A 22348-nucleotide genomic window follows, 5' to 3' on the forward strand; every position below is an offset into this window, starting at 1 on the left:
GCTTTCGCTTCAAGGCCAGCTCGGCCGCAGCAGCACAGAAGAGAGGAGAAAAGGCCAATCCCTTGACCAAACCCTGATCAGAAAACCATACTGAGAGGTGGCTCACTTCTCGGTGGAAAAACCGGCTCAGTTCCGCATGGAAACCAACAAGAAGCCTCTAAAAGCGGCCCAACACCCCGGAATAGCTGCTGGCGGGCCGCTCAGTTATCACAGTATGTGGATTTCCCGTGTAAGCACCGATGCGCAAATTTTCGATCAGAGGATTACAGTAGCGGGCTTTGCTTGCCCTCTCTTTCGCAATTATTGAGTTCATTTGAAATGTCGCGCGCGTCTGTTTTTCTTAACTTGATGAAGTCGCGGCCGTTGGAAGCCGCTGGAAGACCGCTCAAGCGATCCACCACCGTCCAGCCGTCCTCGCCCGGGATTGCCTGGTAGCGATCCTCTCTGACATGGTTGCGGCTATCGACCGATCTGGCATCCTTATAGGACATGAGAAATCACAGCAGCGATCACGATGAGAAGTCCCATGCCAATTCCCGCCGTCCATAGTATCCCCTTCACTCTGGGATTGGTGCGAATGTGCGTGTTTAGGTCAGGCTTTGGCGGCTCCGCGGCGGTCGGCGTGTCAAGGTAGCGTGTCATGCTCTTCTCCATACTCATGCAGTAACGACGGCGAGAGCGGTCTGTTCCACCGATTGGACTCGACAGGAAGGCGACGCGACCCAGACAAGGATGGATGAAATGCGATTCGGCACTCACACGTGCTGGCGTAGAAGGCTTATTCACCTGGAACGCAACTCAGACACGGTGTTACGGGCATGCTCCACTTGCAGCGCTTTTTGCCTTTCATGCCCTTAGTGCTGAGCGGGGCCAACCATATTGTGCTATCTCGATGAGCGACAAGCCTGAGGTCGCGCGCGCCATTCATGAAGCAATAGTCAAGGGGTAGGTATAGAAGCCGGACTATCGCATAGTTCGACGCCATGGCAGCCGGATTTGCGTCTCTGCATTTGGGCGATGCTTTCGTGACAGTGTTGGTACGCCGTCGCACTATTCCGAGATTGTAGCCCGACCGTGCCCGGAACGACCAAAGCGGCCGCGCTTTTTTGGAACTGTAAAAGGCGCTTTAATTAGCGTCTGTCGTCTTCCGGATCTTCAGCGATAATGCCATTCACCTTCATCAAGCGAGCCACCATTGCCCCAGGCACAGCTTCGCTTGAAGGCAGCGTGAAGCCGCGACATCAGGCGTGTGAGGAAAAAACGTCTCATTCACGCGTGCCATCTGCCAAATATCACATATCAGTGCCAAGTACCGAACGGCGGCTCGTCGTCGTCGAAGTTGCCATTGCTCGCAGCGTCATAGGCGTTAATGCTTCGACCGCCACCGCGGGTGCCAAATGCAGTCAGTTGCACCATTACCTCCTTGGCGTGAACGATGGCCTCTTCCTCGCTGAATGCGTGCCCGTCAGCGACCTTGATCGACACCAACTCCCCGTCGTCGCCAAGAAAGTCTACGCGCCACCCTGTCTTTTCGTGAGCGACTTTGGTTTCAAGAAGATGCATGGGATGAGGCCGCCTTTCTACCTCGGAGATCGGCATCGACGCTCTTCCTCAGAGCATCAATTATGTTGACGACGTTGTCCTTCGGAGCGGCATCCGAACGTTTGCCTCTGGCCGCCTTCTTCGGCTTCATCGCCCTCTTCTTCTCGGCAATCAGCTTTAGCAAGCTCGTCTGTATTGGATCCCTGACCATGTCGGGCGACCAGTGTACCGATTTCTGCTTTATCAGTTTCTGCACCAGCGGGATCAGATTGGGATCGGCTTCGTCCTCGATGTCCTCGAAATAGCTTTCCTCCGGGCGCACTTCGCCGCCGAACCGAAGTGACCACAGGACGATGCCTTCCTCGCGGGGTTCGAGGATGACGGCACGCTCACGGCGACCGATCACGAGTTTCGAGACGCCGACGACGTTGTCCGACTTCATGGCATCTCTGATAACCGCGAAGGCCTCGTTGCCGACGGCGTTGTCGGGGGTAAGATAGTGAGGCTTCTCCAGATAAACCCACTCGATCGAATCCGCAGGGACGAATTTCTCGATGTCGATGGTCTTAACGGAGTCGAGAGCGACGCGGTCGAGATCGTCGTCCGTGAGGACCACGTAGTCATTCTCGCCACGAGCATAGCCCTTGGCGTCGTTGCCTTCCTTGACGGGTTTCCCAGTGACGGAGTCGACGTACTGTGAAACGACGCGGTTCCCGGTGTCCTTGTTGAGTGTGTGAAAGCGAATCTTCTCGGACCCAGACGTCGCCGGGGTCATCGCGACCGGGCAGGTGACGAGCGAGAGCTTGAGGTAGCCTTTCCAATAATATTTGGGTGCCATCGATCGATGTCCCTAGCTTGCCTTGCGCTGCGGAGCGGCCTTGGAGGAGGCGGCCTTCGCGGCCACCCCGCGCGCGGCGCGCTGTCGACCTGTGCCCAGATTGGCATTGGCCGCAGTGCGTTTCGGTTTGGACTGGGTTGGAGCCCCAGACTTCAGCAGGCCAGCACTTTCGCGGAGCGCGGCCAACAGGTCGTTTGGCTTCGAGACTTCAATTTTCTTCGCCTTCGGCAGCGCCTTGCCTTCGATTTTGGCTTTCACCAATTCGGCGAGGGCGGCTTCATAGCGGTCATCGAACGTTGCCGGATCGAACGTGCCCTTCTTCGTGCTGATGATGTGCTTGGCGAGATCGAGCATTTCGCCCTCGATCTGCAGCTTGGGAACTTCCTCGAACGCCTTCTTCGAGGATCGGACCTCGTAGTCGTAGTTCATGGTGGTTGCGATCAGACCCTTGCCATGGGGGCGGATCAACACCGAGCGCACCCGGCGGAACAAAACAGCTCTGGCGATGGCTGCAACGTTCGACTTCTTCATGCCGTCCCGAAGGGCCACGAACGCGTCGGCCCCCATCTTGTCCGGAGTCAGGTAATAAGGCTTGTCGAAATACACATCGTCGACCTCGGCGCAGGTTATGAAAGCATCTATCTCAAGCGCCTTGTTACTTTCCGGGATCGTTGCCGCAACTTCCTCGGGATCAATGATTATGTACTGCCCGTTCTCGATCTCGAAGCCTTTGGTCTGAGATTCCCGCTCGACGCGTTCTTCGGTCTCGCTGTCGACGAACACGCGATTGACGCGGTTACCCGTCGCCGTATTGATGGTGTTAAAAGTGATGCGCTCGCTTGTGGACGCAGCCGTGTACAGCGCGACGCCGCAGCTCACTTCGCCAAATTTGAGGAAGCCCTTCCATTGGGCGCGGTGTGCCGATGCCATACGGTTTACTCCGAATCACTTGGTTCGTGACTCAAAGACGTGCAAGCCTGATTCGTTCCGACTCGAAACGAATCATTTTTCAATGACTTACGGAATCGTGCTCAGACTTTGATTCCAGTACGAAGCTCGGCGAGTGGAGTTCGACTTCAGGTCGTAGACGGTGGAAGATGGCCGTTTCGCCAGAGCGTGGAAGCGGCGGGAGCATCGAGTGCTCGCCGCCGCGCTCTCCGAGGTCCGCCGCCTGCTCTCAAGGAAAGCGTTGGCGACCATAGTCCTATCGACTCTTAAACGGAATCCCGTTTCGGCCAATGGAAAGCCCTCTGTTACCATTTCGTCGCACTCGATTTATCCACACCATGGCGGCGAAAGGCGAGAGTGCCCTGAGATCAATCAGCTAGCCTGTGGATACCCTGTGGATAGACAGTGGAAAGGATGTGGGTAGAGCTTGCCCCATCGAAAGCGGGAAGAAAGGCGTCACTTGCGAGGCATTTGCGAATCCGCTCAGATACTGTTCTCGGACGATGGCCCCGCCGCAACGTCGCCATCTCCGAACAAGGGCGCTCCGACGTGATGTCGAGAAGCGCCCTTTTCATTTGCAGGAATGAGGAGCCGTTGCCTATGGTCTCAGTCGCCTTCACCGATGTAGGTGAGGACGGGACTGCCGCCTGCCGTCACCTCTCGGACAAGCCTCATCTTCTCCAAATCAGAAATGACACCCCGAGAGAGACGACGGTCTCCGACCAGCCATGTACTGCCGACTTTCCGTTGGTGACGAAACCGTCGGATCGCAGTGACTGCATCGCGCTGCGTCTTCGTCAACGCAGCCTCGACTGCCCTTCCTTTCTGTATAGTCATTGTCGAACTCCTTGACCTGCGGGCTAGGCAGCGATGCGCCTGGCGGCCTTGTCGACGAGCTTCCGATTGTCTCCGTGCTCCTCGATGATCGTCTGTGCGTCCTCGACGGAGATCCTGTGTTTCTTCGCTAGCGTGATTGCGTCGTAAGGTTTTTCGGACGCAGGTGCGCCCTTGGCGTCAGTCATGATGGTCTCCCGTGCTTCTGTGGTGATGCAGCGCTATCAATGGTCCCTCTCGAAGGGACTGCTGCCGCTTGGATGAGATATGGTGGTTCTGCGGACGGAATTCCATAGCCGCCCCTCATCGGTAACACTCTTGAGTCGGCTCGAAGGGCATTGGCGCGGGAACTTTCACCGGCTCGCTGATGTGTTCTCGTCGCCGACCGGATATTCTTGGAGATCGCCTAGAGCGGGAACAATCCCAGCGTGTCCAGTGTTTACCGTAGCTGGGCCGCAAATGCTGTCATTTTAGGTCCGGGTCGAAGTCATTTGATTCGTAGAAACTCGGAGAAAACGCATGAGTACCCTTTTGATTATTGTCGTGTTAATCCTCGTGCTAGGCGGCGGCGGCTACTATGCTCACGGCCGTTATGGAGGCCGCGGGCTCGGCGGCGTCCTCGGTCTGATTGTCGTCGTCTTGATCGTTCTCTGGCTGTTGGGTGGGCTCCATGGAGGCGCCGTAGCTCCTGTGTGACATACGCGGCGGAGGGGGGCCGACTGTCCTCAGAAAAAATATGAAACCGTGGGTCTCCTACCCACGGTTTTTTTTGCAAACGTAAGCCACGGAAAGCGCCGTAACAGTTATAACTTCGTGTGGAAACGGTGGGAACACCTGCATAGAAGGGAAATCCGTCGATGGTGACACCATCGACGGAATATTTTGCACACGGATTACGCGAGCGGGCCGCGGCCCATCAGGAGGACATCCTCTTCATCGTCGCGCTGGCTACCGCCAAGAGCTGCAGCGGCACTAGCAATAAAGGCACCGATGAGAAGTGAAATCGATCCGACAAGCGCCGTCGTGGCTGCGGCCTTTCTTGCCTTGTCAGCAGCAGTCTGCGCGGCGACCTTAGCGTCGTCGATCTGCTTGAGGACCGCGTCTACCCGAGTACGGGCGTCCGCCTCTGACAATCCGCTCCGAGCGGCAACGATACTCGCGATGTAGGTCCTGTCGCCTTCCGGAATCTCGCCCTTCGCGGCGTCGTTCAACAGAATTCTCGAAATCTCGGCCGAAGCCGCGCCGTCGTCCCTTGAAGCATTCGTGCTGACGCGCTCAGGCCGCAGAAGGGCATCTGTGAAATAGGAAGTCGCGAGATCGGGTTGTGTCGAAGTGGCGGACGCCGCTGTAGCCGCTCCAGCCGCCGTTGCCGCGGCACCTGCAGCACTTGCGCCCGCGCCTGCCAGCGAGGTTAGAGACGAAGCCAGAAAACCCACCACGAAAACCGTCGCTATGGCCCAGCTGATGAAGCCGTGGGCAGTGTCGCGGAAGAAGACTTCGTTAGTATGGATGGCTGCCCATTTCGTCCGGAGCCGTCCAGTCAAGTAACCGCCAAGCGCCGAAGAGAGCCATTGAACGACGACAAGCCAGATCGCGGCTGTAATGCCTACGGTGGCCGCGGAGCTGCTCTCCCCAGACCAGGGCGAGACTATCGTCAGGCCAACACCAGAGCCAAGAAGTAAGAGAATGAGCGTGACGCCGATGGCCGCGAAAGCGCCCCCCAAAATCGGGCCCCATGAGATGGCGGATCTGGAGGATTCGACGGGAATACCTCCCTGTGTTTCCAAAAGAGACATCTTTGACCCCTATCTTACGAAGAGAGCGAGAAGAATTATGATCGGCAGGGGAACACCGAGAAGCCAGAGTAGAATGCCGCGACCCATGATGAAAACTCCTTTTGAAATGAATATCTTGCGAGCATCAAACGACGGAGTTGCACAATGGTTCCAGAGCTTTATTCGGGTTGAGTTGAAGCCGGGACTTGGCTTGCCAGTACATTAAAGCCTCGCGGCCTTATGACGATCAGTTTGTAACGACGTCAGCCGTCCGTTGGGTTCCCACCTTGCGTGACCATATCGCTTGCGGCGGGGCGCGCCAGTGGTGCTCACGCAGCAACCAAGCCGATCTGAACTGTTTGATTAAGCAGCTGTAGAGGCGATCAACTCAAGTAACTTGAACCCGAAGCTGGCTTCGCGACAAAACGCTTCCGGGCATGTCTACGTCGGTAAAATGAGGGTCGATTTCGTCGTTCTTCACAAAACCAAGGCTTGTCGGCATTCCTCGCTGGTTCCAAAGGCTCCCAATGATATTTCAACCGACGCTCCGTCAGTGACCCTAGATTGATAGGCCCGGTAAATTGAATGTCATTCTATTGTTCTAGCATAAGTGTCCCGATCTGAATATAAGGACACTTCACTCCGATTTGAGGCACGTCATGTTATCCGATATAAACACCAAGAGGCACGGTATTGAGAAGATCCTCGCACGGCTCCTAGAACAGTCTAGGGGCGCGTCGGCGCTGCCGAAGAAGACGTCTCACCAATCTGCACTATCAACTCATTTGAACCGGCTTTCTGGCCTAATAAACGGACATGTGTCTGATGACGTGATCCAAGAAAAACCAAATGCCAGGTCGGTGTCGGACTTGGTAGAAATGCTAAATCGTCTAGCAGCCAAATCGAGCTGAACGATAGTTTGGACACAACGTCCATGCGTCTTGAAGTTGTTCGACGTAGCATTAGCTTCTCCTTAACAATTCAAGGGGAGCAGCAATGTCCATTGGAGTTGGCCGAGTATTCTCGACTGAAGTGGGCGTAGAATTGCCGGGCGAGCCGGGCATCTACACCTGGGATATACGGTCTAATCTCGTGTTTGCTGACGGCGCTGTCGCTCGTCTTTTTGGTGTCGACCCAGGTGACGCCAAGCACGGCTTACCCCTTGATTCCTACCTTGACAAAGTTCATCCCGAGGACCGGCCAGCACTGGCAAAAGCGATAACAGATACGATCGTGGCGGACATCCCGCAGCAGCAAGTCTACCGGGTTCGTAGTTTTGAACACACCTATCAAGCCGTCGCGGCCTTCGGCAGAGCGTTTCATACGCGAGACGGTACACTCGTGGCATATTCAGGCATGGTGATCATCGCGGAGAATGAACAGCAGGATGCCAATCACTGAAGCCGCCAACCCTTGAACTATAGGGTCAGGGAGCAAGCACCTGGCTTCGGATCAAGACCAGTTGGCGGTGGTGGATTCCAGGGCGTTGCTGCTATCGGTCTCCAACGCGCGTCCTGACGCCGCCCGTCCTTCCGCTTGCTAGCGGCCTTGCGACCCGCTCCATGGCTACTCTCTGAGGACGGCAGGCTTCAGTCTCAGACGGAAGCACAGAGGCTCGCCTCGGGGCTTCGAATTCGAATGATCAGTCATACGGCCATTCTTAAATCAATGACCGTCCAATTTAAGGTGAAATGCCGTCCATTTTTAATCTAACAAACGTCCGATCTTGACTAACATCACTTTTGGCCCCCCGGATGCTCTTCAGATCGATGCGGATGCCGGCATCATCGGGCTTGATCGGCGTTCCTCCGGCATGTCGGAGGGAGCATTATCCTCGGCTTTGTCAGCATCTTCGGCCTCCACCTCCGAGCGCTGCGCGACCGGGCCCCGGATCCTCAGCTTAAAACACGCTCTCACCCTCGAACTTGCCGGTCCGCCAGGCGTGGATCGCGTCATCGAACAGCTGCGGGAACACGTCGCTCGTCGGATTTTCATATCACTTCGCGATGCGGAAGATCTTGGCGACATCGCGGCGCCCATCGGGCGGACTACCTTGCGAAATCACCAAAGATCAGACACGCCCAATTTGCTCCAGCGGCAAAATACAGCGGTCGGGCGACAGGTTCACCTAATCGCCCAGTTTTATCGGGCGGCCGTAAAGACCCGGCACACCGGAATGGCACATCGATATTCTGAAGGTGAAAAGCCGGAATTTTAATTGACGATGGAGAGGATTGGGTGAGCGTCAGACGCTCCAGGCGGAGCTGGAACGTCCGAATTTGTTCAGTTAGAATTCCTACACTTGGCGCATGCCGCCGTCGACACACAGCTCAGCGCCGGCGATATAGCTCGCCTCGTCGCTCAGCAAGAACAGCGTTGCCGCTGCAACTTCAGCTGGACGTGCCATCCTTCCCAAGGGTATGGGCGCGATCAAGGCCTCGCGGACGTCCTCAGGCACCGCTGCCATCATCTCAGTATCAGTAGGCCCAGGAGCGACGACATTTACCCGTATACCCCTGCTGGCCAGTTCGGCCGTCCATGTCCTCGCATAGGATCGAAGCGCAGCTTTTGTCGCGGCGTACGTGCCGTAGGCCGGGATGCCAGCGACATCCGCGATTGAACCTATGAGCACGGCTGAGCTCCCTTCTTGCATTGCCGGCAAAGCTGCCTGTAAAGCGAAAACCGTTCCTCGTACGTTGACGTCGAAGTGACGGTCGAAATGTTCAACCGTTTCCTCGCTAATTTGGGCGGGCTCTGAAATTCCGGCGTTTAGGACGAGCGCATCGATACGTCCATGCGCCTGCTGAACTTGGGTCACGACGTTTATCATGTCATCTGGGGAACTTGCGTCTGCCGCGATGCCGACCACCTTATCCCCGATTTCGGCGGCAGCCTTTTCGACATCGTCGATGCGACGGCTGGTGATGAAGACGGTCGCCCCCTCGGCAGCCAGCCGGTTCGAGATCGCCAAGCCAATTCCCTTTGCGCCACCTACGACGAGCGCAATTTTGTCCTGCATACGGGCCATTCTACTTCCTTCCTATTGATGGTCCGAAGATGATATACGTCGTAAATCTGATATCAATTACGCACCTTGAGTAGCTTAGATATGGACCAGTATACCGACCTCGAAACCCTTTCTCAGTGCGCTCTCGACAACATGACCGTCGTGCGTCCTGTTCTCGACAAGATCGCCGACAAGTGGACAATCTTGATCCTCACTGTGATCTGCCCGAAACCTTCGCGTTTCAACGAGATCAAACGGCGTCTGAACGGAATCACCCACAAGGCGCTTGCCGATGCATTGAAGCGGCTCGAGCGGAACGGCCTTGTGACAAGGACCGTATTGCCAACGCAACCGATCGGCGTCGAGTATGCGATTACGCCGCTTGGCCATTCGCTCCGCGAGCCGTTCGAAGCGCTTTGCGCATGGTCGCTCGAAAATGGGCCTCACATCGAGGCTGCGTCTGTTCGCTACGACAAGGCGGCCAAGGGCTAAGCCACCTCGGTCGTTGAGATAGGCCGTCGGGCGTCGCCCAAGTGGCCTTGGGAGTGGCTGCTTAAAACCCTACCGCGGATAGCGCGGAAGGGTACGGAGCTTTGCCAACTTTCTCGGTCGAGCTCATCGAGTGGACATATGCTGGCGCGCAATCCCAGCAACTCGCGCCCCGTATAGACGTGCGGTTTCGAGGTCGCCGACCGACATCTCCTCGGGGGGCGCGTCGGCGTCGGATTGCGCCATCGGGCCGATATACGATCCCATCCGATTTACATCGTCTCGTAGCGACGCCCTGGTGTTTGATGGCTTGATACCCAGGCTGACCCATAGGCCACCGTGTTGCCCCGCCAGAAGAACGAAGTATTGCAGCGTGTTTAGCTTGTCACCGTTGAGGCTGGCGCTGTTCGTGAATCCACCGAAAACCTTATCCTGCCATTTTGCGGAGAACCATGGCTTCGAAGATGCATCGGCGAATCTCTTAAACTGCCAGCTTGGTCCGCCCATGTAGGTCGGTGCGCCGAAAATGATGGCATCGGCAGCATCGAGCGCCGCCCATCCGTCTTCTGACAAGTTACCCTCGGCATCAATGGCGTGGAGCGCTGCTCCGGCTCCCTTGGCGACCACCTCAGCCATGCGGTGGGTATGGCCGTACCCGGAATGATAGACGACGACGCTATTTGAAAGTGAGTGGATGGTCATGGCTGGCTCCTTTAGCCGTGTTTTTTGCACCTCGCCGACGGGAGTCGGCGCGGTTTCGAAGTGTTTCTGTTTGATGGTGGTTGAGGTTAAGGGCTTGTCGCCGAGGCTATGCGACCTGGACAGTAATCGCGATCATGAGCAGAAGTAGGAAGACTGCCGGCGCCAGGGTGTGACGGAAGTCACGAGCTCGGACGACAGCAAAGATTGCGGCGATCATGATACAAAATCCTAGCGCAGCGCCGATCGCAAATGTCGGACGGAAGACGAGGAGAATGGCTGTCGTGAATTCCAGCAAAGCGGTAACCCAGCACCACCACCATGGAAATCCGTACCGGACGAATTCATCGCGGATTGTCTTAAGGGCGGTGGCGTTGACGATGCTGCCCACGAGAAATGCCGCAGCGGCCGCGAGCGTCGCCGCATCGCCCAGTGAAAACGATATGAGGTAGGACATTCGGAAAGACCCTTCGGTTCAATCGCCCAGTTACGATAGCGATGAACTTAAATATAGCGATGCTAGATTGTCAACCATTGCCCTGATTAATTAGGGTCGCTAAAGTCTTTCCTGCATGGATCGAAGGTGAAAGAATGGGTATCAGCGAGCGAAAAGAGCGTGAGAGACTGGAACGGGAACAGCGGATCGTCGCCGCGGCGCGAACGCTGGCACAACGTGATGGTTGGGCTTCCGTCACCGTACGACGCCTTGCACAAGAGATCGAATACAGTCAGCCGGTCCTGTACGCCCATTTTGAAAATCGCGACGCGATCGTCGGCGCGGTCGCGCTCGAGGGCTTTGCGGAGCTAGGCCCCGCGTTGCGGGCCTCTGTCCGCGACGGCGCACCTCCGATAGACGCACTCCGAGACGTTGCGACGGCCTATCTCGTATTCGCTTTCGAAAGGCCAGCTCTGTACGAAGCCATGTTCGTCCTGCCGAGTGGCCTTCAATTCGCCAAGTCCGATACGCCCAAAGTGCTGCGAGATACATTTGGCGCTATGATGGTCGTCGTGGAACCGTTTTGCTCTGACCCCGAGGTCGCGACAGAATATTTCTGGGCAGCTTTGCACGGATTGGCAGAGCTTGAACGCCACGGTCGCATAAGGGCCTCGCACCGCGTCGAGCGGGTGAGGCTCATTGTTGCAATGTTTGCGAAAGGGATTTGACCTTACCCCGCGACTCCCGAACCTGGCGAGACGGTGCAGCCTACCAGCTCGGCTATCGCCAAGAGGAGCTGTCATTCCCAGACCCACGGCCAAACACGTAACCAACCACGAATGCCAGTGCGCCCACGCCGACGAAGAGACTGGTGGCTGTGTGCGGGTGATCGACCGCGCCCGCCGCGACGGCGCTCGTCTCCCGCTTCACCGCATCCAGTGCGCCACTGGCGACCTTACGGACGCCGGTAGCAGGTTCTGACGGTGTCCCAGTGAACCCAACCTTTAGGTCTTCAGACATTTCAGTTCCTCCATGTTCGTGTCATGCAGGAACAGTTTGGCCGCCAGGATGTTCCCCGCTGTCAGTCGCTGGGTGTTCGTTGGGATTGAGAGCGGGCGGCGGCCCGTCCTTTGCCGAATGCCATAATAGAGCTGGACGTGCCCCAATCTCGGCGGCGGACAACCCACATCCTTAGCCTCGCAGACTGTGATAGCCGCGCTTGTTCTTCGACGCCCGATCTTGACCAGCTGCTTGCGCCAGTCGCTTTCCACGCAAGACCACCAGGCTGATGCGCGGGCGCGCCTTTGCATCAATGTATTCCATGATCGCCCTCAGCTTGCCGTCCTCGACGGTAACGTCGAAAACCCAGTGATCAGCGAACGATTTACTTGTGGAAATGAATGGCAAAGAACATATCAGGAAATCGCAGCGGCCACTTAATGAACGACCGGGGATCGCACAGCGCCTTACGGTGCTCTCAATTTCTTTCTAGAGAGAAAGCCCCAGCAAAAACCGGAGCCTGCAATAGGGGAGAGAGCGCTGACTGAAAGACGCAGTTCCAAGAGCATCGCAGCGCTCATGCCTAGCTTTCGTTCCCTTACCGCCGGGTGATCTCCGGGCATCCGCGACGGTTGGCAAACTGCATGCGCTCCGGGCCGCGACGGGTATACCCCTGAATGACGATGCTTCGGGGCGTGACGCGCAGGATCTGCGCACGACGAAGGCCCTCACCACGGGCAATGTCAAGCGCGTCGTCCGGATCGCATCCTCGGTCTCGTCTGCGATCATATCGGTCATCGTCACGATTAGGGTCATAAATCCCGACACCGCCAGGTCCGACCCGCAATTCCATGTCCTGCGCCCCGGCGATAACCGGAGCAACCGTCAGGCCGCTCATTGCAGCGAGCCCGATCAGTATGAACTTGATGGTTCTGTGCATTTCGATGTTCTCCGTTTTATCATCTGAAACATTGGGAGAGATTAATTGTTCCAGCGGGCAGGCGCAGCAGCGGCTGGAGCGCGAGCTTTCAGACATGAGGGCGAGGGCAGGCGGTCCATGTCGCCTCCTTAAGCATTGCTCTTTGTACGGTAAAAGACAGTCGGTTGTTCTGTATTTTCAAGTCATTAGGTTCCCTTGCATCGAGTCGGATTCACTCCGAACGCTGTGGGGACGAGAATGCCGACTGACGAGCGTCAATACCGGAACGAATTGCTAAAAAGCCTCGACACAAGCGACCTCACGCTTCTCGCTCCCCATCTCGAATTCGTGACGCTGGACATTCCCTATCAGATCGAAAAAGCCCACGCGCCGGTCGATTACGTCGTCTTTTTGGAATCAGGACTGGCGTAGATCGTCGCCAGACTACCGGGCGGGCGGGATATAGACGTGGGGATTGCCGGGCGTGAAGGCATGACCGGTGCTGCGATTGTGCTTGGTGGCGAGCAATCGCCGAATACGACCTTCATGCAGGTATCAGGTACTGGGTATCGTATCGCGACCACAAAGCTACAGCAGGTGATCGATACTAGTGCAACGCTGCGCGGTAAACTGCTTGCCTACATTCAGGCATTTCTGGCGCAAATGTCCTCGACCGTCCTTGCCAACGCCCATGCCAAGCTTGAGGAGCGTCTCGCGCGCTGGCTTCTCATGGTTCACGACAGGATGGATGGCAACGCGATTTCGCTAACCCATGAATTTCTGGCGATCATGCTCGGCGTGCGGCGCCCCGGGGTTACGGTTGCGGTTCATATCCTGGAGGGCAAGGGGTTCATCCGCGCCAATCGCGGCAAGATTATTGTCGTCAACCGGCTTGGCCTGATGGACGAAGCCAGGGGCTCCTACGGAGCAGCGGAGGATGAATATCATCGGCTTATGGGTGTGAAAATTCGCAAGACGTCCTAGCGTCCCCAATCATTTCTGAAGATACCATGCCGGAGACGAAAGCCCGGGGCGACAAAATCAGTAACTCTCGTCTTCACCGGGCTGCACGTCCACCGCCGGCCCGTTTTTCTCCTGAGCTCGCCCAGGGCCGATGCGCGGCGCCAATCCTATGTCCTCAAGCATTTGGGCCTTTTCAGCTTGCGAGAATTCTTCCATGGCGCTGATAAGCTCTTTACGCCCGCCGCGGCGATAGATTTCAGTCAGCTCACTTAACTTCATGTGTATCTCGCAAATGGGTTCTGTTCGCGCGCTATAATCAACTCCCAAGGCAAATGTTCCGTGATGGCGGTGCGATTCATCTCAACGCCCGTGCGCTGTTCCATCAAAGCATTTCGCGGGCGAAGACGGCTGCAACAGTCGAAATCGGGATCGTGATGATGCTGATCAACCCCCAGAGCGCGAACCCTGAACTTGGTCCGTTAAAAAAGAAAGCGTTCAGAAGCGCCTTCCAACGAATAATCCAGGGCAACAATAGCCCAATCGAAATTCCAATCAGCCATACCATCAAATGTCCTCCTCCGGGAGCCTGATGACAAAGGGCCGGAAAAAGGAGTTCGTTCCAGCATCGCGCGAGCGAATGATCTAAAAGGACTCGCCACGACATAAAGATGCGCGCCACGCAATGCTTCCGGGTGGTCCGCCAGGTCGCATCAGCGCGCGGAGAAGTAATCACAAAAGGTGAGCGGCGTCGCGTGACGCAAGCGTGACAACAGCCAAAACAGGTTCCTGCTCACTCCTCGTCTTGCAGATATTCAACCTCTTGCTCGACGTTGATGAAGAACTCATCGATCATCCACATCCCAGCGAAGGTGAAGAGCATGATGGCGACGATCCAAGATAATCGTAGGCGAGACGGCAGCGTTTCCATTGTCTGAGCATGCTGAAGGTCGCATTTTCTCACAATTTGCCAATATGGATTACGCCTGCACAGCTGCACTGCAGGATGATTATCTCTCCCGTTCAAATGACGGCGAGCCGTTTTCGCTTTTCGCGAAAAACGACTCTCCGCGCTGGGGGCAAGTCGCGAGAGTAGCTCGCGGATCTCCGGTGGTTGGACGGCTGGAACACGGACTGCGACCAACAGGCGGGTGGTTCGAAAGATGGGGTATTCCAGTCCGATGCGGCGACCATCGCCTCCGCGGACATCGGCCAATATCTGAGGAGGGGCCGGTCCAGCTTCACCCAAGGTTCGCTCGTGCGAGGTGGTGGACGAACATTTCGACTACCTCCCAACGGTCATCCGTGAGACGCTTGCGAAGGCGACCGGCCGGTGGAAGACGGAATGAGCCAGAGCCATTCGATCGATGATCTTGATCAGCCCCAGAGCCTGCCGGGCAGCCGGTAACAGCAGCGTCAACGAGATCGGGCCTTTATAACGCCGGACGCGCGTTACCTCGTGGTGTGCGGCCGATTTTGGGGAACTGACCTGCCCTGAAGGTCAAACGTCATTGTTGGGCTCTCCTCGTTTCGCCTTCATGCGCCTCGCTACTAGAGCTGGGTATTGTTTGCTTTGTCTATCTCGTCGAGAATCTGCGGGCGCAAACTGGTGTGCTCTGCTCAAACCCCGACGGAGATCGTGTCGAAGTCGGCGGTCGGAAGACGCCCGGCCGCCATCTCCCAAGTGGCGTTCGCGCCTCTTCCAACGCGGCCCTGTTCCGTTTCGAACACGTAGCTCGCCCCCCGGACCGGACGCCTTGGTGGTCGGGTGTTAGGAAATGATAGGTCTGCTGGTTCGTGTCGTCTGTGCGTATGCAGGATCGGCGGCGAAGGACTGGTTTAGCGCCACCAGGTCAACGATGAGATAAAGTTTGTTAGGCGCGATGGAACTTAGGGACGACGCCGGACTTCCTTCCCCACAAAGGAGAACGGAAATGCCAGACCCTAAAAATTCCCCCGCGGTACGGTCGATGGAAATCGAGCAGGCAGCCCAGCGCAAACGAGCTTCGAAGGGCGATCTCGAGACTGGGCTTGAAGACACGTTCCCCGCGTCGGATCCGGTTTCCGCCACGCACACCACCGTGCCCTCCGGTCGAACAGACACTGACGCTGCCGACCGCGTAAAGCAGAAGCCGGAAGGTGAGGATGACTATGCGCTGGTCGACCAGGCGCTCCAATCGACGGGCGGAGGTCGTCCTGCGTTCGACGGTGTCCGCGCCGGGAGAGATGGCGTTCGCGCTCTTGGACGGGACGTTGACCGCCTGGGCGACACCGCAAGCGAAATCGCATCGGGAGCCACGTCGCTCGCCAAGTCCGAAGTCCGCGGTTACGTGCAGGACATCGAGACGCGGATCCGCGAGCGTCCGATCGCGGCGGTCGCAATCGTTGCTGCGCTCGCCTTCGTATTCGGGGCGACGCGCTGACGAAGCCGACCCACTCGATGAGACTATAGTCGGCACTGGTCGACGATCTGCCGATGGTTCACCGGACAGACTCAAACGCTCTATCGGGGGATTTTTTGAAAATTGCCACGTACAATGTGAACGGCGTCTTGGGCCGATTGCCTGTCCTCCTAAAATGGCTGAAGGAGGACAGGCCCGACGTTGTCTGCCTTCAGGAACTGAAGACCGCCGATGATAAATTCCCACGAGAGGAGCTTGAGAAAGCCGGGTACGGCGCGGTTTGGAACGGGCAGAAGAGCTGGAATGGCGTCGCGATCCTGACGCGAGGTCAGAAGCCCCATCTTACCAGAAAGGGGCTGCCCGGCGATCCGAGCGACGCGCACAGCCGCTATATCGAAGCCGCCGTCGACGGCATCCTCATCGGGGCGCTCTATCTGCCGAACGGGAATCCCGCCCCCGGCCCAAAGTGGGACTACAAACTCGCGTGGTTTCGACGACTTCAGGAATACGCCGCGGAGCTGCTCGAACTGGAGGTGCCAGTCGTGCTGGCCGGTGACTACAACGTCATGCCGGCGGATATCGACGTCTACAAGCCGGAGCGGTGGCTGGACGACGCGCTGTTCCGGCCGGAAGTCCGCCGGGCCTATGCGGATCTCGTAGCACAGGGGTGGACCGATGCCGTCCGGCATCTGCATCCGCACGAGCGCATCTACACCTTCTGGAAATACTGGAGGAACTCGTTCGAGCGCGACGCCGGCTTGCGGATCGACCACTTCCTGCTCAGCCCGGCCATCGCCTCGTCACTCCAATCGGCAGAAGTGCGCAGGAAGCCTCGGGGCTGGGAACACACGAGCGATCATGCGCCCGTCATGATCGAGCTTGATTTGGCAGCCCTGGTGCACGGCTGATGGCAGCGCAGAACACACCTCTACAGACACCTGACGGCCGATACATCATTGTGCGCGGCCGGCTCTGGCGAAAGACGAACCCAAGCCTTCCCGAAGAAACGCGCACTCGCTTGGTGGCGGAGCTGATGGCTGCTCGAAGGGCGGTAAAGGAAGCCGGCGACGACGATATGCGGCTGCGTGCGGTGCGCAAGGCGATCGATGCTGCGAAGATTGCGCTCGGCGAGCGGGGGCCGGTGTGGTGGGATGACGGCACGCCTGATCTCAATCGTCACATGGCAAAGACGACGTCTTATGCGGCTTGGCATCGACGAATGACAGGCGGCCGTCAATAACGGTCGAAAAAATCGGATCGACCTTGTCGGCAACGGCCCCCTTCATACGTCTAGTTATCATGTCACGTGAATAAGCGGAGCAAGGGAGAGACATGATATGAGCGAGTTAAGGTCCGCAACGGAACTGGCAGCGAAGCGCGTCAGCAGATTTCCGAACGAAACCGCCGAATACGCCGCGGCGAGAACGGCTCTCCTTGCGGAAGAGATCGAAGCCCGGCGATATCTTACCAAACTGGCAGAACAGCGCATGCGGCTTCCTCCTGGCCCTGTCGTCGAGAAAGACTATCGTTTCAAGGACGAAAATGGCCGCGAGCTGGCTTTGGCCGACCTGTTCGGAAAGCATCACACCTTGGTGACCTATTTTTGGATGTTCGGTCCGCAGCGCGAGAGGCCTTGCCCCATGTGCACGAACTTCCTAGGCGGCGCGAATGGGAACGGCGCCGACGTGAAGCAACGGGTTGCGTTCAAGATCCTTGGGCGCAGCCCGGTCGAGAGGCAGCGGGCGTTTGCGATGGAGCGCGGCTGGCACGACCTCGATTTCATAGAGACCGTCGGCGACGATTATGCCAGAGACCTCGGACTGCTCGACGACAAGGGCTATGAGTACCCGGCATTCACCGTTTACCAGAAGGACGGAAACACGGTTCGCGTTTTTTACAACGGCGAGATGCCTGCCGATGCCGCTGATCCCGGGCAGGATCCGCGAGGCGCTGTCGATATCGCACCCCTCTGGAATATACTGGACATGACGCCGGCCGGACGCGGCACGGACTGGTACCCGAAGCTCAACTATTGATCTGGCGGCTTCGACAGTCGGCGTAGGTGGCGCCGCCACGCCGGCGCGCCGGTGGACTAGCTGCCAGAGCGTCCGTCGTTGAAAGAGCAGGTCTTCTTTCGATATGCGCGCTTCCCTCAAAAGAGATCTTCAAGCTCCTCCAATCAGGCAAAGTCGGAAGCTGTCAAATTGCGATGGAGGCCGGTCAGTTGGCTGCGAGGCGCGAAAGGCCGCCGGCCGGCGCGAGTTGCCCCAAATGTAAACGAATTCCTTCAATCAGCCAAAGTGATTCAAGGGTCGGCAGCGGCCATTGAAAACATCATGCTCAATGACCGCAATTGGCGCGAAGGGAAGACCGCAGTCGGCCATTGTGGACCTCTTCCTCGCAAATGTCAGAGATGGACCGTCTCTCCGTTGGCAATCACTCGATGCGTTTGACTTTGACGACCTGGCGGCACTGTGCGACTGTCGTTGGCCAGGACCGGCGTCGACGCAAAAATGCTCGTCGAGAGATTTGAGTCCTCGCGCTGCGAAAGATATCCCCATGCGGATTGTCATTTTCGTGCCCAGGGACGTGCATTCACTGGAACTTGCCGGGCTCATGGACGTGTTCGCCGAAGCAAACGCCCGTGTTGGCAAGAACTTCTATGACGTTGCCGTCACAGCAGAAGAAGCTGGCTCGATCCGTTGCGCATCAGGGCTCAGGGTTCTGCCCGATTGCACTTTCGATGCGTATCCAGGTGACCCAGACACGTTGCTCGTAGCCGGGAGCGCCGGCGTTCCCCGTTCCCCGGGCAGACAGGTTATCGACTGGTTGACCAATACCGTCCCCGAGACCCGGCGCTACGGCTCCGTATGCACAGGGGCATTCCTGCTCGGCGAAGCCGGTTTACTCGCAGGCCGACGTGTCACCACTCACTGGCAGTTCGCGTCCTTGCTTGGCGAGCGCTTCCCTGAGGCGCAGGTGGAAAGCGATCGTGTTTTTGTCCGAGACGGTGCGATGATCACGTCGGCCGGGACCAGCGCCGCAATCGATCTCGGGCTTTCTCTCGTGGAAGAGGACCTCGGCCGCGAGGTGGCGCTTTATGTTGCCCGGCGGCTTGTCGTGTTCCTGAAGCGACCAGGTGACCAATCGCAGTTCAGCGTGCATCTGGCGGCGCAGGCAAGCGACCGCAGCCGTCTACACAAAGTCCAGGAATACATTCTGAACCATGCTACAGCGGACCTTTCGGTCACCGCCTTGGCGAAAATCGCGGCGATGAGCGCACGGAACTTCACGCGCGTCTTTTCGCAGGAGGTTGGGATAACGCCATCCGACTATGTCGACCTGACGCGTATCGAAGTCGCACGCTTCCTCTTAGAAGGGAGCCGGCTGTCGATCACGTTGATCGCAGAAAGATGCGGTTTTGGATCGGCAAGTGCGATGCGCCGCGCCTTCCTATCGCATGTCGGAGTGACGCCGTCTGATTACCGCGATCGCTTCCGAACGTCTGGCGAAGGAGCAAGATCGAGTTTGTCCGAAAACGGCTGATGGTTGTCCTGGAACCGCCTCGGCTGCGGGTTGCCCCAGCTGGGGTCGGAGTCAATGTTTATGTCATGGCAGACATTGAGAAGCTCCAACAGGTGGACTTTATAAAGCGCGCGCCGGGCCTTGCGTCCATTTCCTCAAGTGCGTGGTGTCCGTGAGCGGCGGCAGGCAAATGTTCGGCACTAAAAAGAGGCCCCGCCGGGCTGCGCCCGCTCGTGCTAGTTGCTCCGCAACTTCGCCATCCCAGCAACCTTCGCGTCCACGCTACACAATTCGGATCACAAACAATCCTCTTTTGTCGTCACCGCTTGGGGCTTCGCCGAAAGGGTATTGGAGGTGAAGTCACTTTGATACACGTGACGAAGCTTCTCAACGCTCTCAAGGGTCTGCCAACCCTGATCGCGCGAGTGGCATCCCACCCAGCCGACGCGAACGGAAGTGCTTTGAGTGGTGCGCAGGGGCAAGACCCCCACTGGACGAAGCTGTCGGCGCACAGTCGATAGCTATATTCGGACGGCCATAAGAAGCTTGGAGCGTTACAACGCATGCAGGCTGTCGCGAGGACGTTTTGCTTCGACGTCACCTGATGTTTCGTCCCGCCAATCGGCGCGATCTCCGATCGGCGTTACTGTTCTAGTCCCGGGGACCCCGTGGTTCGCGCGTTGGCGATCTACCACCGGAAAACCCTGCCGATGAATATGTCTGCCGAATGAGCCGCGGTGCGACTGAAAGCCTTCATGCCACGCCGTTCGGACCCGTCGTGGTGCCACGGCATCGAGTGGGAGCTCGAGCCTGGGATTTTACCAGTAAATCTCGGTAAACAGCCGCCGTGGGAGGTTTTGGCGCAACGCCGCAATTTCGATTGCGATGGTGTCGCGCTGTGGACATCCGTCTATGTCAGATTGACGTCGCGGGCTCTCTTTTTGAAGAGCCGGCTGTCAATCATATCGATCGCAGAAAGAAGTGGTTTTGGATTGCAACAAGCGATGCGCTCGCCTTCGTTTTGAGTGTCGGATTGACACCGTCTGACCACAGGGATCGCCTCCGGACGTCTGGCGAAGGTGCAAGACCGAGTTTGTCCGAAAGCGGTTGATGGTTGTCCTGAGACGGCCCCGGCTGCACGTTGCCCCGCCTCGGGTCACAGTCCATGTTTCTGTCATGGAAGAAGTTGAGAAACTCAAACAGCCGGACTTCATGAGGCGTGCGCGGGGCACGGCCGACAATGGGCCTCTGAGCGCTGACGCCGTCAGGTCCATTCTTCCGACACTTGTCGAGGAAATGACGGACGGGATCGCCATCGCAAAGCGTTTAGGTGCCAATTCGCCGTTGCTCTACGTAAACAGGGCCTTCGAACATCTGACTGGATACTCTCGAACCGAGGTTATCGGCAAAGACTGCCGCTACCTGCAAGGCAATGAGCGTGAGCAACCCGAGATCGCTCGCATTCGCGCTGCGATCGGGGCGGCCGAGCCAGTGGACGAAACGTTGCAAAACTATCGAAAGGACGGTTCGGCCTTCTGGAATAGTCTTAGTCTTAGGCCCGCCTGGGTTGGGGACGAACTGTTCTACGTCGGAATACTGCGCGATGTATCAGCGCTTCGCCAAGCGCATATAGCGCTGGATCGTGTCGCAAACCTCGACGGGACCACGGGCTGCTTGAACCGTCAATCATTTATCCAAGCTGCCGAGGGACGCTTCGCAACCAATGCCGAGACGATCCTTCTGGTTGTGAAGCTGGATGTTGTCAGCTTTCATGATCTCAACACCGGATACGGTTTCGACGTCGGGGATGCTCTGCTCTGTGAAACCGGGCGGCGGCTGCGTGACATGGGCGCCGCACTAGTGGGTCGGATGGGCGCGAACGAGTTCGCCCTCGCCTTCGAGCTCCAGGATGAACCAAGTGCAGACCCGACGGTAAAGCTGGTTTCCGCTTCGCTCGCAGCGGACTTCGTGGTGGCAGGTGCCAGTGTCTCACTGCGCTTCTCCATCGGATATGCCGTAGGCAGGCCAGTGGGCAGTGCCATTTCATTGATCCGGAACGCCGGTACTGCCCTTCGGGCAGCCAAATCTGATCCGTTGGGTGGTCCGCGGCGGTTTCGCGAGTCCGACCACGAGCAAGCCAGCCGACGCGTCAGGATGACACGCGAGTTGAAGGTCGCGGTCGCGAACGACGAATTCGTGTATCACTTCCAGCCCCAGGTAGACCTAATCACCGGTGAGTGGCTCGGCGCGGAAGCCTTGATTCGCTGGAACCATCCCCTGTTCGGCAGCCAACTCCCCGGCGGCTTCATTGAGACCGCTGAGCGATCAGGTCTGTTACTTGATCTGACCGAACGCAGCCTGACCACCGTTGCGACGTTCGCCCGGCGGATCAACGCGCACCGCGACAAGGCACTTCGCTTTTCCGTGAACGTGTCGGCCGGGGAATTTCTCCAGCATGACATGGCTGAAATGCTGAACCGCGTCCTGGATCTGACCGGTGCTGAACCGGAGTGGCTGACCCTCGAGATTACCGAAAGCATGTTCTTTAGCGATACGCCCGGCGTCATGGACGCATTCCAGCAGCTGCGACAGATTGGAGTCGGTCTCTCAGTTGACGACTTTGGCACTGGCTATTCGAACCTGCGCTCCCTTGAGACGTTCCCAGTTACCGAAATCAAGATAGACCGAACGTTTGTCAGCGAACTCGCAACCAGACCCGCCAGGCGGGTGATCGTCCGCGCTGTCATCGAGCTGGGACGCGCCCTTGGCCTGACGGTGGTCGCGGAGGGCGTGGAGACGGAAGTACAGCGTGCAACGCTTGGCGAAATGGGCTGTCGGGTCGGCCAAGGCTACCTATTCGGAATCCCAACCGACGCAGAAAGCTTCACAATTAACCTGGCACGGATGGGGAGCGAAGCAATGGATGCACCTGCACGTGCGTTACCAGTATCTGTCCATAAATGAATTGGATTCTG

Annotated in this window: 26 protein-coding genes; 13 read left to right on the plus strand and 13 right to left on the minus strand. The window is 57.6% G+C overall.

The window, feature by feature from the left end:
• Positions 1 to 263: 263 nt before the first annotated feature.
• The 5 genes from AC1DV9_RS26855 to AC1DV9_RS26875 form a co-directional block, all read right to left on the minus strand.
• Complete coding sequence (locus tag AC1DV9_RS26855; protein WP_477950775.1) at positions 264 to 491, minus strand: hypothetical protein; 228 nt, start codon at positions 489 to 491, stop codon at positions 264 to 266.
• An 808-nt stretch (positions 492 to 1299) separates the two neighbouring features.
• Positions 1300 to 1563, minus strand: a complete 264-nt coding sequence (locus tag AC1DV9_RS26860; protein ID WP_477950776.1) for a hypothetical protein — start codon at positions 1561 to 1563, stop codon at positions 1300 to 1302.
• Entirely contained in the window at positions 1550 to 2380 is an 831-nt protein-coding gene (gene ku / locus AC1DV9_RS26865; RefSeq protein ID WP_477950778.1) for a non-homologous end joining protein Ku, read from the minus strand. The genes AC1DV9_RS26860 and ku (AC1DV9_RS26865) overlap by 14 nt, the downstream gene beginning before the upstream one ends.
• Positions 2381 to 2392: 12 nt before the next feature.
• Positions 2393 to 3310 (minus strand): non-homologous end joining protein Ku, encoded by a 918-nt coding sequence (gene ku, locus AC1DV9_RS26870; protein WP_477950779.1) that lies wholly within the window; start codon positions 3308 to 3310, stop codon positions 2393 to 2395.
• An 878-nt stretch (positions 3311 to 4188) separates the two neighbouring features.
• Complete coding sequence (locus tag AC1DV9_RS26875) at positions 4189 to 4350, minus strand: hypothetical protein (RefSeq protein WP_310295772.1); 162 nt, start codon at positions 4348 to 4350, stop codon at positions 4189 to 4191.
• Positions 4351 to 4681: 331 nt separating this feature from the next.
• Between AC1DV9_RS26875 and AC1DV9_RS26880 the strand changes: the two genes are divergently transcribed.
• Positions 4682 to 4858, plus strand: coding sequence for a DUF3309 family protein (locus AC1DV9_RS26880; RefSeq protein WP_477950781.1), 177 nt, complete (start codon positions 4682 to 4684; stop codon positions 4856 to 4858).
• A 197-nt stretch (positions 4859 to 5055) separates the two neighbouring features.
• On the opposite strand, the gene AC1DV9_RS26885 is transcribed toward AC1DV9_RS26880, so the two are convergent.
• Positions 5056 to 5958 (minus strand): hypothetical protein, encoded by a 903-nt coding sequence (locus tag AC1DV9_RS26885; RefSeq protein ID WP_477950783.1) that lies wholly within the window; start codon positions 5956 to 5958, stop codon positions 5056 to 5058.
• A 975-nt stretch (positions 5959 to 6933) separates the two neighbouring features.
• Here AC1DV9_RS26885 and AC1DV9_RS26890 point away from each other — a divergent pair.
• Both AC1DV9_RS26890 and AC1DV9_RS26895 read left to right on the plus strand, forming a co-directional pair.
• Positions 6934 to 7338: a PAS domain-containing protein gene (locus AC1DV9_RS26890; protein ID WP_310295778.1), complete on the plus strand. Its 405-nt coding sequence runs from the start codon at positions 6934 to 6936 to the stop codon at positions 7336 to 7338.
• A gap of 325 nt (positions 7339 to 7663) precedes the next feature.
• Positions 7664 to 8155 carry a hypothetical protein gene (locus tag AC1DV9_RS26895; RefSeq protein ID WP_477950784.1) on the plus strand — a complete coding sequence of 164 codons (492 nt, stop codon included), beginning with the start codon at positions 7664 to 7666 and terminating at the stop codon, positions 8153 to 8155.
• A 78-nt stretch (positions 8156 to 8233) separates the two neighbouring features.
• Here AC1DV9_RS26895 and AC1DV9_RS26900 read toward each other — a convergent pair whose 3' ends face one another.
• Complete coding sequence (locus AC1DV9_RS26900) at positions 8234 to 8965, minus strand: SDR family NAD(P)-dependent oxidoreductase (protein WP_477950786.1); 732 nt, start codon at positions 8963 to 8965, stop codon at positions 8234 to 8236.
• A gap of 81 nt (positions 8966 to 9046) precedes the next feature.
• Here AC1DV9_RS26900 and AC1DV9_RS26905 point away from each other — a divergent pair, with 81 nt between their 5' ends.
• A complete protein-coding gene (locus AC1DV9_RS26905; protein WP_477950788.1) occupies positions 9047 to 9436 on the plus strand; it encodes a winged helix-turn-helix transcriptional regulator in 390 nt (129 codons plus the stop codon).
• 123 nt (positions 9437 to 9559) lie between these two features.
• Here the strand turns inward: AC1DV9_RS26905 and AC1DV9_RS26910 are convergent, their stop codons facing one another.
• A complete protein-coding gene (locus AC1DV9_RS26910) occupies positions 9560 to 10135 on the minus strand; it encodes a flavodoxin family protein (protein WP_477950789.1) in 576 nt (191 codons plus the stop codon).
• A 106-nt stretch (positions 10136 to 10241) separates the two neighbouring features.
• Positions 10242 to 10589 carry a DoxX family protein gene (locus AC1DV9_RS26915; protein ID WP_477950790.1) on the minus strand — a complete coding sequence of 116 codons (348 nt, stop codon included), beginning with the start codon at positions 10587 to 10589 and terminating at the stop codon, positions 10242 to 10244.
• A 134-nt stretch (positions 10590 to 10723) separates the two neighbouring features.
• On the opposite strand from AC1DV9_RS26915, the gene AC1DV9_RS26920 reads away from it, so the two are divergent.
• A complete protein-coding gene (locus AC1DV9_RS26920) occupies positions 10724 to 11296 on the plus strand; it encodes a TetR/AcrR family transcriptional regulator (RefSeq protein WP_477950791.1) in 573 nt (190 codons plus the stop codon).
• An 869-nt stretch (positions 11297 to 12165) separates the two neighbouring features.
• On the opposite strand, the gene AC1DV9_RS26925 is transcribed toward AC1DV9_RS26920, so the two are convergent.
• On the minus strand, positions 12166 to 12507 hold the full coding sequence (locus AC1DV9_RS26925) for a hypothetical protein (protein ID WP_112390497.1): 342 nt from the start codon (positions 12505 to 12507) through the stop codon (positions 12166 to 12168).
• 237 nt (positions 12508 to 12744) lie between these two features.
• On the opposite strand from AC1DV9_RS26925, the gene AC1DV9_RS26930 reads away from it, so the two are divergent.
• Together AC1DV9_RS26930 and AC1DV9_RS26935 are read left to right on the plus strand one after the other, a co-directional pair.
• On the plus strand, positions 12745 to 12918 hold the full coding sequence (locus AC1DV9_RS26930; RefSeq protein ID WP_477950793.1) for a hypothetical protein: 174 nt from the start codon (positions 12745 to 12747) through the stop codon (positions 12916 to 12918).
• A gap of 60 nt (positions 12919 to 12978) precedes the next feature.
• Complete coding sequence (locus AC1DV9_RS26935; protein WP_477950795.1) at positions 12979 to 13470, plus strand: Crp/Fnr family transcriptional regulator; 492 nt, start codon at positions 12979 to 12981, stop codon at positions 13468 to 13470.
• Positions 13471 to 13527: 57 nt separating this feature from the next.
• On the opposite strand, the gene AC1DV9_RS26940 is transcribed toward AC1DV9_RS26935, so the two are convergent.
• From AC1DV9_RS26940 to AC1DV9_RS26950, 3 genes are all read right to left on the minus strand, one after another.
• Positions 13528 to 13728, minus strand: a complete 201-nt coding sequence (locus AC1DV9_RS26940; RefSeq protein ID WP_477950797.1) for a hypothetical protein — start codon at positions 13726 to 13728, stop codon at positions 13528 to 13530.
• Between the two features lie 103 nt (positions 13729 to 13831).
• On the minus strand, positions 13832 to 14014 hold the full coding sequence (locus AC1DV9_RS26945) for a hypothetical protein (RefSeq protein WP_477950798.1): 183 nt from the start codon (positions 14012 to 14014) through the stop codon (positions 13832 to 13834).
• Positions 14015 to 14239: 225 nt separating this feature from the next.
• Complete coding sequence (locus tag AC1DV9_RS26950) at positions 14240 to 14695, minus strand: hypothetical protein (RefSeq protein ID WP_477950800.1); 456 nt, start codon at positions 14693 to 14695, stop codon at positions 14240 to 14242.
• A 685-nt stretch (positions 14696 to 15380) separates the two neighbouring features.
• On the opposite strand from AC1DV9_RS26950, the gene AC1DV9_RS26955 reads away from it, so the two are divergent.
• From AC1DV9_RS26955 to AC1DV9_RS26980, 6 genes are all read left to right on the plus strand, one after another.
• Positions 15381 to 15869 carry a hypothetical protein gene (locus AC1DV9_RS26955; RefSeq protein ID WP_477950802.1) on the plus strand — a complete coding sequence of 163 codons (489 nt, stop codon included), beginning with the start codon at positions 15381 to 15383 and terminating at the stop codon, positions 15867 to 15869.
• Positions 15870 to 15964: 95 nt separating this feature from the next.
• Complete coding sequence (xth, locus tag AC1DV9_RS26960; protein WP_112390522.1) at positions 15965 to 16756, plus strand: exodeoxyribonuclease III; 792 nt, start codon at positions 15965 to 15967, stop codon at positions 16754 to 16756.
• Complete coding sequence (locus AC1DV9_RS26965) at positions 16756 to 17088, plus strand: hypothetical protein (RefSeq protein ID WP_112517526.1); 333 nt, start codon at positions 16756 to 16758, stop codon at positions 17086 to 17088. Before xth ends, AC1DV9_RS26965 begins: the two co-directional genes overlap by 1 nt.
• Before the next feature lie 97 nt (positions 17089 to 17185).
• Positions 17186 to 17884, plus strand: coding sequence for a DUF899 family protein (locus AC1DV9_RS26970; protein WP_112444222.1), 699 nt, complete (start codon positions 17186 to 17188; stop codon positions 17882 to 17884).
• 523 nt (positions 17885 to 18407) lie between these two features.
• Positions 18408 to 19394 (plus strand): GlxA family transcriptional regulator, encoded by a 987-nt coding sequence (locus AC1DV9_RS26975; RefSeq protein WP_477950805.1) that lies wholly within the window; start codon positions 18408 to 18410, stop codon positions 19392 to 19394.
• A gap of 1155 nt (positions 19395 to 20549) precedes the next feature.
• Positions 20550 to 22337: a putative bifunctional diguanylate cyclase/phosphodiesterase gene (locus AC1DV9_RS26980; RefSeq protein ID WP_477950806.1), complete on the plus strand. Its 1788-nt coding sequence runs from the start codon at positions 20550 to 20552 to the stop codon at positions 22335 to 22337.
• The last annotated feature ends 11 nt before the right edge of the window (positions 22338 to 22348 follow it).

This window comes from Rhizobium sp. 01L410, from assembly GCF_056400165.1.

What these genes read in the sequence shown, in the direction of transcription:
- AC1DV9_RS26855 (WP_477950775.1), bottom strand. Translation starts at nt 491, where the DNA reads ATGTCCTATAAGGATGCCAGATCGGTCGATAGCCGCAACCATGTCAGA.
- AC1DV9_RS26860 (WP_477950776.1), bottom strand. Translation starts at nt 1,563, where the DNA reads ATGCATCTTCTTGAAACCAAAGTCGCTCACGAAAAGACAGGGTGGCGC.
- ku (WP_477950778.1), bottom strand. Translation starts at nt 2,380, where the DNA reads ATGGCACCCAAATATTATTGGAAAGGCTACCTCAAGCTCTCGCTCGTC.
- ku (WP_477950779.1), bottom strand. Translation starts at nt 3,310, where the DNA reads ATGGCATCGGCACACCGCGCCCAATGGAAGGGCTTCCTCAAATTTGGC.
- AC1DV9_RS26875 (WP_310295772.1), bottom strand. Translation starts at nt 4,350, where the DNA reads ATGACTGACGCCAAGGGCGCACCTGCGTCCGAAAAACCTTACGACGCA.
- AC1DV9_RS26880 (WP_477950781.1), top strand. Translation starts at nt 4,682, where the DNA reads ATGAGTACCCTTTTGATTATTGTCGTGTTAATCCTCGTGCTAGGCGGC.
- AC1DV9_RS26885 (WP_477950783.1), bottom strand. Translation starts at nt 5,958, where the DNA reads ATGTCTCTTTTGGAAACACAGGGAGGTATTCCCGTCGAATCCTCCAGA.
- AC1DV9_RS26890 (WP_310295778.1), top strand. Translation starts at nt 6,934, where the DNA reads ATGTCCATTGGAGTTGGCCGAGTATTCTCGACTGAAGTGGGCGTAGAA.
- AC1DV9_RS26900 (WP_477950786.1), bottom strand. Translation starts at nt 8,965, where the DNA reads ATGGCCCGTATGCAGGACAAAATTGCGCTCGTCGTAGGTGGCGCAAAG.
- AC1DV9_RS26905 (WP_477950788.1), top strand. Translation starts at nt 9,047, where the DNA reads ATGGACCAGTATACCGACCTCGAAACCCTTTCTCAGTGCGCTCTCGAC.
- AC1DV9_RS26910 (WP_477950789.1), bottom strand. Translation starts at nt 10,135, where the DNA reads ATGACCATCCACTCACTTTCAAATAGCGTCGTCGTCTATCATTCCGGG.
- AC1DV9_RS26915 (WP_477950790.1), bottom strand. Translation starts at nt 10,589, where the DNA reads ATGTCCTACCTCATATCGTTTTCACTGGGCGATGCGGCGACGCTCGCG.
- AC1DV9_RS26920 (WP_477950791.1), top strand. Translation starts at nt 10,724, where the DNA reads ATGGGTATCAGCGAGCGAAAAGAGCGTGAGAGACTGGAACGGGAACAG.
- AC1DV9_RS26925 (WP_112390497.1), bottom strand. Translation starts at nt 12,507, where the DNA reads ATGCACAGAACCATCAAGTTCATACTGATCGGGCTCGCTGCAATGAGC.
- AC1DV9_RS26930 (WP_477950793.1), top strand. Translation starts at nt 12,745, where the DNA reads ATGCCGACTGACGAGCGTCAATACCGGAACGAATTGCTAAAAAGCCTC.
- AC1DV9_RS26935 (WP_477950795.1), top strand. Translation starts at nt 12,979, where the DNA reads ATGACCGGTGCTGCGATTGTGCTTGGTGGCGAGCAATCGCCGAATACG.
- AC1DV9_RS26940 (WP_477950797.1), bottom strand. Translation starts at nt 13,728, where the DNA reads ATGAAGTTAAGTGAGCTGACTGAAATCTATCGCCGCGGCGGGCGTAAA.
- AC1DV9_RS26945 (WP_477950798.1), bottom strand. Translation starts at nt 14,014, where the DNA reads ATGGTATGGCTGATTGGAATTTCGATTGGGCTATTGTTGCCCTGGATT.
- AC1DV9_RS26955 (WP_477950802.1), top strand. Translation starts at nt 15,381, where the DNA reads ATGCCAGACCCTAAAAATTCCCCCGCGGTACGGTCGATGGAAATCGAG.
- AC1DV9_RS26965 (WP_112517526.1), top strand. Translation starts at nt 16,756, where the DNA reads ATGGCAGCGCAGAACACACCTCTACAGACACCTGACGGCCGATACATC.
- AC1DV9_RS26970 (WP_112444222.1), top strand. Translation starts at nt 17,186, where the DNA reads ATGAGCGAGTTAAGGTCCGCAACGGAACTGGCAGCGAAGCGCGTCAGC.
- AC1DV9_RS26975 (WP_477950805.1), top strand. Translation starts at nt 18,408, where the DNA reads ATGCGGATTGTCATTTTCGTGCCCAGGGACGTGCATTCACTGGAACTT.
- AC1DV9_RS26980 (WP_477950806.1), top strand. Translation starts at nt 20,550, where the DNA reads ATGGAAGAAGTTGAGAAACTCAAACAGCCGGACTTCATGAGGCGTGCG.